At 34.4% G+C, this 12,334-nt stretch carries 10 protein-coding genes; 6 read left to right on the forward strand and 4 right to left on the reverse strand.

Features of this window, described 5'->3' with window-relative positions:
- Positions 1–57: 57 nt before the first annotated feature.
- A complete protein-coding gene (locus CC99x_RS06110) occupies positions 58–1,851 on the reverse strand; it encodes an ATP-binding cassette domain-containing protein (protein ID WP_158003178.1) in 1,794 nt (597 codons plus the stop codon).
- A gap of 521 nt (positions 1,852–2,372) precedes the next feature.
- On the opposite strand from CC99x_RS06110, the gene CC99x_RS06115 reads away from it, so the two are divergent.
- From CC99x_RS06115 to CC99x_RS06130, 4 genes are all read left to right on the forward strand, one after another.
- Positions 2,373–3,755: a glycosyltransferase family 88 protein gene (locus CC99x_RS06115; RefSeq protein WP_057622649.1), complete on the forward strand. Its 1,383-nt coding sequence runs from the start codon at positions 2,373–2,375 to the stop codon at positions 3,753–3,755.
- Between the two features lie 44 nt (positions 3,756–3,799).
- Positions 3,800–4,798: a hypothetical protein gene (locus CC99x_RS06120; protein WP_057622647.1), complete on the forward strand. Its 999-nt coding sequence runs from the start codon at positions 3,800–3,802 to the stop codon at positions 4,796–4,798.
- Positions 4,799–4,878: 80 nt separating this feature from the next.
- Complete coding sequence (locus tag CC99x_RS06125) at positions 4,879–5,178, forward strand: hypothetical protein (RefSeq protein WP_057622645.1); 300 nt, start codon at positions 4,879–4,881, stop codon at positions 5,176–5,178.
- A gap of 1,088 nt (positions 5,179–6,266) precedes the next feature.
- Positions 6,267–6,851 carry a YybH family protein gene (locus CC99x_RS06130; protein WP_057622640.1) on the forward strand — a complete coding sequence of 195 codons (585 nt, stop codon included), beginning with the start codon at positions 6,267–6,269 and terminating at the stop codon, positions 6,849–6,851.
- Between the two features lie 119 nt (positions 6,852–6,970).
- On the opposite strand, the gene CC99x_RS06135 is transcribed toward CC99x_RS06130, so the two are convergent.
- The gene (locus CC99x_RS06135; protein WP_057622639.1) at positions 6,971–8,350 is read right to left on the reverse strand and encodes a hypothetical protein; all 1,380 of its coding nucleotides are present in this window, start codon (positions 8,348–8,350) and stop codon (positions 6,971–6,973) included.
- A gap of 218 nt (positions 8,351–8,568) precedes the next feature.
- On the opposite strand from CC99x_RS06135, the gene CC99x_RS06140 reads away from it, so the two are divergent.
- A complete protein-coding gene (locus CC99x_RS06140; RefSeq protein WP_057622637.1) occupies positions 8,569–10,845 on the forward strand; it encodes a hypothetical protein in 2,277 nt (758 codons plus the stop codon).
- Positions 10,846–10,888: 43 nt separating this feature from the next.
- On the opposite strand, the gene CC99x_RS06145 is transcribed toward CC99x_RS06140, so the two are convergent.
- Entirely contained in the window at positions 10,889–11,455 is a 567-nt protein-coding gene (locus tag CC99x_RS06145; RefSeq protein ID WP_057622635.1) for a manganese efflux pump MntP, read from the reverse strand.
- 167 nt (positions 11,456–11,622) lie between these two features.
- On the opposite strand from CC99x_RS06145, the gene CC99x_RS06150 reads away from it, so the two are divergent.
- Positions 11,623–11,979 (forward strand): TfoX/Sxy family protein, encoded by a 357-nt coding sequence (locus tag CC99x_RS06150; RefSeq protein WP_057622632.1) that lies wholly within the window; start codon positions 11,623–11,625, stop codon positions 11,977–11,979.
- 7 nt (positions 11,980–11,986) lie between these two features.
- On the opposite strand, the gene CC99x_RS06155 is transcribed toward CC99x_RS06150, so the two are convergent.
- On the reverse strand, positions 11,987–12,175 hold the full coding sequence (locus CC99x_RS06155; RefSeq protein ID WP_057622631.1) for a hypothetical protein: 189 nt from the start codon (positions 12,173–12,175) through the stop codon (positions 11,987–11,989).
- Positions 12,176–12,334 lie beyond the last annotated feature (159 nt).

Here is a 12,334-nt window from a genome sequence, read left to right on the forward strand (position 1 = left end):
CAATGCAAATTCTAAGATTATTTGCATTGCGTTAATCGAGCCAGGGAGGGTTAGTAATTACGCGACTTTTCTTGTTTTCGTCTTAGAAAGATGTACTTTATTATCACAGAAATCGCCGTTACTTGGATTGTGATCGGTATAGAGAATGGTTGTATTTGGCAAATGATTTTTGAGCAAGTGTTCTATTTTGCCTTTATTATTTGTTTTTGCATCATGATCGACTCTAGAGGTTGCCTCATCCATAAAAAGTATATCTGGCTGCTTCATGATTGCAGAGATGATTTCTACTCTTTGTTTTTCGCCATCACTTAAATGTGGTCCATTCCAATCTTTAACAACTTCTAAGTCATTAATTGTTTGATCTTTAAAGCTTAATTCTTTCATAAGCGCTTTGATTTTTGCAATTTCTTGAAGGGTCGCTTTATCTTTGCGAGGGTATAAAATAGCTGCCAACAAGCTTTTATTCAATGGAAAGTAAGGCGTTGATGGTACAAAATGAGTTTTCTTTGTGAGGCCACTGATCTCGCCACTTGCATAAGGAGAAAGTCCTGCTGCGGCACGTAGAATAGAGGTTTTTCCACTACCTGATGCGCCTTGTAATAGTGTGACTTTCCCTTTGGGAATATTGACTGAAAAATTAGTTAAAATAGGGGAGCCATCAGGTCTTTTGAGATTGAGATTTTTAATGCTAATTTCAGTATTGCTGCCTTCTGTGAAGTGCAACTTTGATGCATTTTCTTCTTGAATTTTTTCCCAATTGCCCAACATGGCATTAAATTTTTCTATACGTTTTAAAGAAACAGCGCACTCAGTTACTTCATCAAAGTTATCGCTTTTCCATGTGAAAAAATTAACTACGTTTTGAAAATGATAAGGAATTTCTAAGATGCTAGAAAAATCGAGTTTTTTTGCAATAATATTAGGTGCACAAAGTAAAATAGCAAAAAAGGAAGTGAATTCCGCGTGTAAATTTGTTGCAAAGCCTAAGATTGCTCGTATTTTAGAGGCTGAACTTTGAACAACTTTGCTTTGCTTAATGGTTTTGAGTAATGAGTGATGCTCGTAATTACCTCCATTTTTGAAAGCAATACCTTCGGCATATGTTTTAACATGATGCGCTTGCGCCTGTACTTTTGCTTCCATTCTTGCTTGGCGAGACTGGAGGCTTTCTAAAGTATCACCCATTTTGTTTATAACGTGATTATAAACTAAAGCGTATAATACTGTGCTCACAACAAGATAACCGGGTAGCGCAAAAGAAAGAGAAAACAAGGTAATTTCAAGAGGGGCTGATAACATATAAAGCCCAACAATACCGACTGCAAAATTACTTACTGTTGTTAGAAAATTGTCAAATAGCTCCATTACTTTTGCATTTAATTTAGCATTATCTTGACTCAAAATTTTAGCGGGCGTTTGTGTATTATTGCCTGGTAATAGAGCTGAGCCATAATATGCTTTGCTTTTCATCCATCTTTTTTCAATGCTTTTATTAATCGCATGAGACAATGAGCTGCCTAAAGCGCTTGCCATCCAAGCATCAATCGCTGTAATTGCCCCATAACCAACAATCGCTACCAGGAATTGAGTTGCAGCATAGAAAAATGCAGTGTAGGTAACGCCTGGCAACATGAGTAATCCCATCATAGATTGCAAAGAGACGTTAACAAAAACTAATGCAAAAGCGAGCAGAAAATTACCCAAAACAACGCCTGATAACCACAATGTTCTTTTACGATTTTTAGCCTCAAAGCCTAAATAAGGGCGGTATAATTTATATAAGCGTTTTGCTAAAGCACTTAAGCCTATGGGTTCATCTTCTTGTTTTATTTTGCTTTCTTCTTTACTCATTTTTTTCATAACTCCATAAGAGAAAAGGCGAAATGTTAATCTCGCTTAAATATTCATGACAATCGTAAAGGTTACGAGGTCATGAATAGCTTATCTCGTCTAATTTTGATGGTATTTTATATGCTTTATGTTATCGATTACGGTATTGTCAGGATATCTTAAGAAGGATTATAGTCTTCGCACATGATCTTTCGGCATTGTTGTCTCTTTGCCATCTTGCAATCCTCATGTGCTTTTATAACACGGCTAATGTATACCATAAGCCAGCATAGAAACATGCCACTTATCGTACATGCACTACCATTCATCGGTTTTTAGACTATTTTTTGAAATATTGATATAAATATCAATTGGTTAATTTTTACAGACCTTAGTATTAGGTTATAAAACTAAGTAGAATTATATGGCGCTATGCGATAAAAGGAGGAAGAAGCTTGATGATTGCAGTGCAGCATTTTATAAGAGGAAGCATATAATGGTCAAAGGCTCAAATCCTCATAATTTAGGGTTAAATAATATTTATGTCAAAGTCTGGTCCCGTTTGGAAGATAGAAACCAAGCGGCATTATAAAATATGGTTTAGCGCTAATCCTGATGAATTTCTAAATGACGAAAACAAGCTAAGATTTATTCGAGCCTGCCTCGATAATCCTGATATTCGTTTTTCTTTTGTTTATAGCTCAGCTATTTTAAGTGAATTCGCTATTGCAGAATTGAAGGACTTTTGTGCAAAACTCAATATTCAAGCAGTTGACGTTGATAGCGATGTTTTAAGGCTGCTTGCGCATAGACTTGATAAAAAAAGTTATCATCACGCAATGCAAGAAATAAGACATGCTGTGAAAAAACAAGGTGGAAATCTGGCGGCCGCTTCAGATTTGATTCGCTGGTTGCCTGGTCTCATACAATGTTGTGGCATTTATTCTGATTTTGACGTTGAATTAAAATTTCAAAAACTTGAACCTGTTATCAATGTTAAATCTCCGGTTATACTACCAACGACACTTGAATTTGAAGACGATGCATTAAATGCGTATACCATTAATAATGAATTTTTAGCCTTTGCTTTCGATGAAGATAATACAACGCAATTGTCGGCAGACAGTATCGAAATTATTAGAATTGTACAAAAAGAAATGCTCAAGCGCTATACTCAGCCAACTTTAGCAATGCTCTCTCCCGTTATTTCTGGCTTTCAAAATCCAAACACACGTAATTTACCATTAAAAATTATTTTACATTCTTTTAGCACAAATAGCGCAGATGACTCAATCTTTGCGCTTCGCCATTTTATTCAACAATTAGATTTTAAGATACTGTCTAAAACGCTTTATCATAAAGTACTGCCTAAAATATTAGGCGAGAATAATATTGATGATTTTTCTGACAACGAGCTTTGTATATTAATTGGGAAATACAGAAGAAGACAAATTGAGGCTAAATATCCCGGTAAGATGAAAGATCTGAAAGATGAGCAGATTGCAATGCAGTTTTTAGAAAGATTAAAGCAAGCACTCTATAAAGCTAGTGTAGAATGTATTTCCGGGCCTTTTGTCTCTATGGCTGTCCTTAAAAATCGACTTCAATCGTTTGATTTTGGTGATTCTATTTTTTCTCACCCAATAGAAGTACAGCAATTTTTGATAAGGGCAATATCTGATTTCGGATTAATAGAAAACAACCTTTCAGAATGTGTATTTGGCCAGGATTTTAACGCTCAACAGGGAATCATGCTTAGCGATCAATCTTGGACGGAAGTAGGTGAGCTTAATTTGCGCAATCGCTCTGAGCTTATTAGACATGCTGCGATTGTTATCCAGCGCGCTGTTCGTCGACACATGTTACAAGAGGAAAAAGAAGCCGATCTATCAAATAGGACAGCCACAATAAGTTGCTTTACCTAAAATTTTTGAGCTAGAATTCCATTCAGTAATAAGGGATTCAAGTTATGACAGTAGCTCGCTCAGAACAAATCGATTTAAATGCAACACCGTATTATCATGTCATGAATCGATGTGTACGCCGTAGTTTTCTCTGTGGTTATGATAAGCTTACCCAAACCGATTATTCTCATAGAAAAGAATGGATAGTCAATCGATTAAAATATCTATCAGATATTTTTGCCATTAAAATTTGTGCCTATGCCATTATGAGCAATCATTATCATGTTGTTTTATATGTCGATGAGCAACAATCTCAAGCCTGGAATGAAAAAGAAATTATAAATCGTTGGACATCCATCTTTCCTAAAGACGCCGAAGAAAATAAGCATTTAAAACAAAAAATTCAACTTTGGAAAGAGCGACTCACCAGCATCAGCTGGTTTATGCGTTGTTTAAATGAACGAATAGCGCGCGATGTAAACGAAGAAGATGATACCGCAGGACGCTTTTGGGAAGGACGCTTTAAATCTCAAGCCTTATTAGATGAGGGAGCACTTTTAAGTGCTATGGTTTATGTGGATTTAAATCCGGTGAGAGCTGGAATCACAGATACGCCTGAAGAATCTGAATTTACTTCCATTTATGAACGCATTCAGCATATTTCTAAGCAATTAAAGGTCAATAAGCCAAAATCGATTAAACAGCAAAAACATGAAAAGGCTGATGTATATAATAATCTTTCTCAACCCAAATCTTTAGTACCTTTTGTTCATATGTCAGAGCATCACTCTCATGCTATTGATTTTAAACTGGTTGATTATTTAGAACTTGTTGATTACACAGGACGAATGATTCGTGATGATAAAGAGGCGGGCAGTATCCCTGAATGTCTGGACCCGATTTTAACTCGCTTGCAACTCGAACCTCAAAATTGGATTTCTCTTGTCAAAAATTTAGGTAAAAGCTTTTCACATGCAGTAGGTAGTGAGATCTTACTACTCAATTTTGCTAATAACCGTAGCGTAAAGGGTATAAGACAAGCGAAGAAAGTTTATAGTACTTAAGCTGTAAAAAAATATCAATCTACGCATTATTTGGCTAAAATGCAATTTTTTTCTCTAGTGAAGTAAATAAAGGAAAATATATGTACGAATTGAACAAAAATCAAAGCGCTTTAGTTTCTGGTGGCTTATATAGCTATATTGCCCAGAGTTGGAATGAGAATGAAGCGATTGCTGGTGGCGCTATTGCTGGTGTAGTAGGGGCAGGGTTAGGTGGTATATTTTGCGCATCTGGTGCTGCATTACAAATAGTTACGAGTGTCGCCATTGGTGGAATAACAGGTTTTGGCATTGGTTATGGTGCTACTATGCTTATGAACTCAAGCACAGTAAACAATATGTGGTATGATTTTAATTATAATTCCATTATTTTTGCTGCTTAGTGTCACTATTCAAGCTTGAGTTTTACTCTCAAGCCTTTAATACTGTTCTTTCTTTATATGTTGTGCTTTCTGCGGAAAGCTGTTCTGCTAAGTGCACTTGCGCATACTGATCTGCTTAATGTCTTGCATACTGATTTAAAATATTAAAGCTTATTCGCATTAGATCATTCTGACGTTGTCTACGCTTATTTTCCAATTGCATTTTTTCCTCTTCAGACATTTTTTGCTAATAGCAAGCAATTAACATAAATTTTTCTCTCTTGGATTATGCAACTACGAAATACATAATTTTATCACATCAATTATGGTTTTTAAATTATAGGACAGCCAATAAAAGTTGATTTACTATCAAAAATATGGCTGTCCTATTTGTTTTAGTCAATTGTGATATGTCACTAATAATTTTGTAAAATATTTTATTTTAATAAACATATATTTAGATGCATATCAGGAAGGGTACTGGAACTTTTATTCAGTTGTGTTTGTCGAACTAGCAAAAATTTATTTAAGGTGGTAACCGATATGAAAATTCCAAAACTACTTTTTGTATTAGGTGCGACAGTGGTAATAAGTGGTTGTGAGGCGCTTAGCACAAAAAGCAATTATTATAGAACATCTAGCGTTGATTATTATCAGCCCGTTTCAAGTTACATTGTAACTGAAAGGAGATATGTTCATCCATATTATAATAATAGATACAGGCATTATGAATATCGTTCTTCTGTATCACCTTATAATTCATATTATTATGAGTATGATTATAGCGCGCCTAGAGATCCTTTTAGATATTATTATCAACACAGAAGCCCAGATCATTACTCCCAATACCACAGCTATTGGCATAGACGTTATTGACACTAGAAGCTGCCTCAAAAAAGCCTCTTTGTGTTGATCTTATCTTGGAATATTGAGTTGCTTTAAGCTTTAACGGCTTATGAATGCATATAATCATTAAACATCTTTGCAACTATTTTATAGGAATAAAAGATTTTGCCTTATGAAAATAGATAGTTGCATTACTACAACACAAAGTGGATATTAATACTATTTATAATAGATCTCCTATTACCACCAAAAGTGATTACTGCATGAAAACTTATGTTTTTTTGGTTTTGCTGATTAACTTGTTATTTACCTCAATGAGCTTTGCAAATGAATATGCAGATGATCGTCGTAAAATGAAAATCATGTTGACTCAAATAGTAAAAGATTTAAATGATGGCTCACTTAATAATTTTGATCAATATCTCTCTAAAGAGGCTGTTGTTACCTTCTATGATGGCGAATACGCAACAGGCATTCCTGCCATTAAAAAATGCATGGAAAAAATGTTAACAGGTGATAATCCAGTCTTAAAAAGCATAAGAACAACAGCTAAAGAAACAGAAGAGGCAAAAGTATACCCTAATAATACAGCCATTGCTTATGGTCAGATTGCAAATGATTTAGTATTTATTAATGGAAAATCTATGCATATTGATGGTAGATGGACCACAAGTCTAATAAAGCAAGATGAACAGTGGAAAATTACAAGTCTGCATTTTTCAGCGAATCTCTTTGATAATGCTATTTTAAATGAGGCGAAAGAAAGACTTCTGATGTTCTGTAGTATTGCATTGATAATTGGTTTTATTCTAGGCTGGATATTAAAGAAACATAAAAAATCGTTATAATCCTAATTCTATCAGTAGAATTATACTATGTCTAAGATTAGCCATACATGACTCACATGCCGCATCTACATCAGTAGAGGCATTTTTTTATTCTTTAGTAAATGATTTTGAAGAAAAATTTATTGATAACGATTGGGGGCACGCCGCATTCGAGTACTTCTTCTTGGGCTTTCTCTTGTGTAAACAGGCATAGAAAGGTTTTGAGGTGCATTATTGTCTAAGGATTCCTCATCACTATCATCTACAAGCGGTTCGATTGATGAAAGATTAGGGCTATTTTCAAGATCAAATGACGAATTCAAACTAGCATTTTGTGAATTTTGTCGTGGAAAATTAAATAACAATCCTTGCGGCTGCCTTATATTTTCCCATTCTAAAGAGCCATCATTAAACATACGCTGACGCAATTGTTCAATAGAGATAACTGGTGCCTCGGCTCTTGTGTTTGTATTGATTCTTTCAATCATCTTCTCTCTTGATAAAGCTTGTTCAAAAAAATCAGAAAGCAATGAATTGAAAACTTCTGTTTTATCACAAGTTATGGCATAAGCATAAGCAAATGCGACATCTGCGCGCTGGCGAATGATTGTATGCAATAAGTCACAAACGCTAGATGTGCTAATAGCATGTGGACCACAAGCATAATTAAAATTTGCATAAAGAAAAGTACATATTGCTTGTTCGGCAGTTATTATATGATGAGGATTTTCATTATCTGGTGCAATGCTCTGATCATTAGAGATCAGAACCACAAGATTATTTTTTGAGCCATCTTGATGATGAAGCGTAAAAGACCATTTTAAACCATATGCATCTATATAATTACCATCAATTTTTCCTTGAATATCAGCGCAATTTATAAGTCCTGATGTTTCGGATAATTTTTCAATCACCTCTTGATAGCGAAGTGTGCCTCCCAGTATTTCTGCAAACTTTTCTGTAAGAGTGCAACGCTCTGAGCCAGGCGCAGGTGGTAATGCATTTCTGAGTGTTTCACGCGTAGCGTCAGCATTTGCCGTTATTATCGCTCTTTCTTGAATACGAGCGTTTTTGATCTCTAAACCTATTTTGCTCAAGTAGGTTGCTTGATCTGCAGTTTCTGTGAGGATAAGATCTTGAAAAGCTTTCTCAATATCTGCATCTGTTGCCTCTTCTAAATCAGACAATAAAGTAGATATTTTTTCTTCTTTTACTGTCTCATCATCTGTATCAAAATCAGTTTCTATAAATTTTACAGGATAATTTTTTATATATTGAAGTGAGATATACATATCATAGTCATTTAGCATATCTTCTATTTTTTTGATGTCTTCATACAATTTATTATTTATTGCAGGAGTGGATGTGATGATTTGTTTGTGTTCACAAATTTCTGTGAGTAAATGTGCAGCTATATCAAATTCTTCAGGTTTTTCAAAATGAAAATGTTTAACAACATTTTGAATATTTTCTTGTATTTCTTGCGCGAATGAAGAAGAACTAAAATTTAGCTGTGCCATAAGAAGATTTACCTTTAAAATAGCTTTCTAATCAAGGGTTAGGATACTACCTTAGATATTGAATATTGCAAGCATTATTTTCGTGCATATACTTCAATATTTTTCAATAAATTAAGAGAGCGCCTACAATTATGCTATCCAGATTAATTTTTTAATGCGCTACCTAAAATCAATTAGAATCTATATAAAGCAAGTATTATAAAAATGGTGGATTGACTATGCCTAATGATAAAGAATCACAAGATATTGAGGCAATTAATAAGACTGTCATGTCAGCACTTGAAATGTTAATGGGAGCAGGGGGACATAAAGCAGGTTTTAAAGGCTTAAAGAGTTCTCGCTCATCCGCTCTAAAAATAGCCAAAGGGATTGCCACTGATCATACACACCGTGGCTATAAAGATGTGACAATGCAAGCTTTTCAGCGTGGATTACAGCGGATATTAGATGATTATTTTGTAGCGCTTAAATTACTAGAAGGCTCAAAAATCGATGATGTCCATATCCTTGATAAATTATCAGATCATGCTAATTGTGATTATATTTTAAAAATATTAGGATTCACAAAAGCGGCACGCAAAACAATTCATTTAAGTATAGAAGGCCCTCCTGCATTAAACGCCCAACAAATATTTCAAGAAATAAATAATTTACTCGTATTAAAAGGGCAAAAAAATACAGAAGACAGAAAGCAGCGGATCGAATTAATGATTTCTGGTGCTATGTGCTATTTACCTTTTTCTGAACCCAATGATGGACATCCCGTTAATATCCCCATTAAAGATGTTAATGGCCACTATCATCAACAAGCGACTCAGGTAGAGCGCATTAACATGAACCCTGGAATAGGAGGGCCTTATCATGCATTATATCTGAGGCCAGCGCAACCAGCAGTAGAATACACACAAGGTCATGTTGTATTTATGGGAACAAATCCATTACCTACTTCTTCAGGCCCTTCTATTACGATACATGCAGATACCATTTCTGGTAATAGTATTGGAGAAAATTTTGTTCAAGCATCTGAAGATCGATTTGAAAAATTGTTTAAGGAACAATTCAAAAATAATTTAAAAAATCTACTAGAGAATCATTTGAATGATTTTAAAAATACTCAAGGTGTTGTGGATTATGAAAAACTTTGGTTGGCAGCACGCCTTAAGTGCGTAGGACAAAGCTTAGGAGGTTCTATATCACTGCAAATGCTTGTTAAATTTCCCTTTATGGTTGAAATATCTGCTTTTGAACCGCCATTTTTACTTGAAAAGCATAGAGAAGAAATGCAATCTAATTTAGAGAATGCGCATGTTCATTTTAACCAAATACTCAATGAAATTGCGCCTGAAATACAAAACAAACAAGCTTTAAAGGATCTTAAAAAAAGTTTTCCTAAAGACAGTAAAACACTTCATGGTGTTTTAAAAAATAATAACATTGTGATAGCTCAATTAATTGATTTTGCGACAAAATTTGGTACCTTTTCGCCACCCACTAAAATTTTACATGTAGACACAGATAAAACCGCTCCTAAATATTCTGCAATTAAAGATTATATTTATAAACGTGTGATGGCTTACTCGTTGCTTTCGCATGCAATGATTTTAGCGGGGCAAAATGATAAGAAGATTAAAGAACTTGATAACTTAGATGAGTTGTTTACTCACAAATCTAGAAGACGATTTACAAATGTTTTAAGCGCAGTGGTTTGGAAAGCAATTAATCATCCTATGTCTGGCTATATCCGGTTGAAAAATTATATACTCAATCATGTGTATGATCCCATGTTAAATCCTGATAAACATCCAAAATATCGAGAAACGAATATCGTTATTCTTAACAAACAACTTAATGGAAAGTGGGCCACTATTCAGCAAGCGCTTAATAACTTAGACGATTCTAACAGTTGGCAAACAGGCGCACATGTACAAAATAAAATGAATGAACTATCTAGAATGATGCAACGTGCAGAACAACTTGGAATAGATACAACGCATATTTTATCCGAGATCAAATCTATTTATGATAGTATTTATAATTCTGGCAATACAGATATTGGAAAGAAAGAAATTTATCTGGGATATTTAATGCATGTATTATATCCCACTACGAATAACATACAACAAGAGTTTCAAGAACAAATTATACAAACTGCTATTATACAACTAAAATCAACACCTTTTTCAGTATCAAATATTACTGAGATGTATGTATTATTGAATGACGACAAAAGAAGAGATTTTATTACTGAATTGAAAGTACATATAGAGAAAAATGGTAATTTGTCAGAATTTTCTAAGCTCATCAAAAGTCTTTCAGATCACGCTCAACGTAACTCAGAAAAATCATCACTTAAAGATTTATCCAGAAAGCATCATTCAGAAGAACATCATCGACGTTGTTTTTTACCATTTCAATTCTTCAAATCTTCATCTGTTAATACAATTGCATCTGATTTGGAACCACCACAACCGTCGAAACGAAGGGGATTGAAATAAGATAGCACGATGAAAAAATATTTGAGCTTAAATAATTATTTACTTAAACAGAAGGAAGATTAAGATGTTCAAATAATATCTTTGTGCCAATTAAAATCAAGGATAAACCTCCCAGCACTTCAGCAATTTTACCGGCTTTTGTGCCAAGATAATGTCCCATCATAATGCCAAGAGTACTCATACAAAATGTTGCTGTACCAATGATACTGGCCATTAGCCAAATATTGGCTTCCAACAACGCGAGTGTGGCACCTACGGCCATAGAGTCTATACTGGTGCCTATAGCTGTTAGAATCAGAACACTTATCTTATGTTCTTGCTTGAGCTCAATTTCTGTCTTGTGAAAGCCCTCATAAATCATCTTAGCACCAATCAGTGATAAAATAGTAAATGCAATCCAATGATCGATGGAAGAAATAAATCCACCGGCCATCAGCCCAATGCTCCATCCAATAATGGGAGAAACAGTTTCAACTATTCCAAAGATCAAACCAATTCGCATTGCGTAACCCAAGCTTGGTTTATGCAAACTAATCCCTTTGCCTATAGCAACCGCAAAAGCATCCATCGACATACTAAATGCAATGATGGTATTTGAAATAATGCTCATAATATCCTCTGTACGCACTTGTATAGTACAGACTGCATCTAATACTTCACAAGCCAAAGTAATTTAGTCAAAAAACAGGCTAACGCTGTAACCTTCACATTGTATGATAGTATAAATTTATAAGATAATTTAATGCTTCGAATAGTCTCAAAAGCTAGGTGACTAATATGGCCGTTTCAAATACTGAAAAAGAATATGCAATGTATGTCGTAGATCTTATGCAATCCATTGGGCCTGTTTATTCAAAAAAAATGTTTGGGGGCTATGGCATTTTTCTGGATGGTTTAATGTTTGGCTTAATTGCTAATAGTGTACTTTACTTAAAAGCAGACAAAGCGACTGAAACAGATTTTACAGAAAGAGGGCTTGAAGCCTTTTCATATCAAAAACAAGGTAAAATTTTTAAATTAGGCTATTTTCAAGCGCCCGAAGAAACCTTAGACAATATTGGAGAAATGCGTGATTGGGCAAATAAAGCTTACAGTGTGGCTATAAGAGCAGCCAACCCAAAGAAGAAAAAATAAATTTTCTTTAGAGTCCTTTCACTTTATTTTTTCCAATTAAAAAAGAAAGGGGGGGAGATACTGGGCTGGTTGCCATAAATGATGAGCCAAATATTTTTTCCATTCGTCGTTGGATAAGCGTTTTATAATGTATATTTTTCTTCATACATTTGCTCATCACAGTCCCATATTTAGCTACTATTTTTTTACTAATCATGTTTTTATCCATTAAAGAAACAATTATTTTTTCATTAATAATTGTTCTGATCCAACAATAACAGACAAAATGCATAATATTGGCGCTCTATTGTACTTTCATGTTTGCAACCAAGATGTGCATATACTGTTATAAAGCGCTTAATATTGCTTCATTTTA

Source organism: Candidatus Berkiella cookevillensis (assembly GCF_001431315.2).
GTDB lineage: Bacteria > Pseudomonadota > Gammaproteobacteria > Berkiellales > Berkiellaceae > Berkiella_A > Berkiella_A cookevillensis.

Excerpts from the sequence above, each read along its gene's own strand:
- CC99x_RS06110 (WP_158003178.1), bottom strand. The coding sequence starts at position 1,851 with ATGAGTAAAGAAGAAAGCAAAATAAAACAAGAAGATGAACCCATAGGC.
- CC99x_RS06115 (WP_057622649.1), top strand. The coding sequence starts at position 2,373 with ATGTCAAAGTCTGGTCCCGTTTGGAAGATAGAAACCAAGCGGCATTAT.
- CC99x_RS06120 (WP_057622647.1), top strand. The coding sequence starts at position 3,800 with ATGACAGTAGCTCGCTCAGAACAAATCGATTTAAATGCAACACCGTAT.
- CC99x_RS06125 (WP_057622645.1), top strand. The coding sequence starts at position 4,879 with ATGTACGAATTGAACAAAAATCAAAGCGCTTTAGTTTCTGGTGGCTTA.
- CC99x_RS06130 (WP_057622640.1), top strand. The coding sequence starts at position 6,267 with ATGAAAACTTATGTTTTTTTGGTTTTGCTGATTAACTTGTTATTTACC.
- CC99x_RS06135 (WP_057622639.1), bottom strand. The coding sequence starts at position 8,350 with ATGGCACAGCTAAATTTTAGTTCTTCTTCATTCGCGCAAGAAATACAA.
- CC99x_RS06140 (WP_057622637.1), top strand. The coding sequence starts at position 8,569 with ATGCCTAATGATAAAGAATCACAAGATATTGAGGCAATTAATAAGACT.
- CC99x_RS06145 (WP_057622635.1), bottom strand. The coding sequence starts at position 11,455 with ATGAGCATTATTTCAAATACCATCATTGCATTTAGTATGTCGATGGAT.
- CC99x_RS06150 (WP_057622632.1), top strand. The coding sequence starts at position 11,623 with ATGGCCGTTTCAAATACTGAAAAAGAATATGCAATGTATGTCGTAGAT.
- CC99x_RS06155 (WP_057622631.1), bottom strand. The coding sequence starts at position 12,175 with ATGATTAGTAAAAAAATAGTAGCTAAATATGGGACTGTGATGAGCAAA.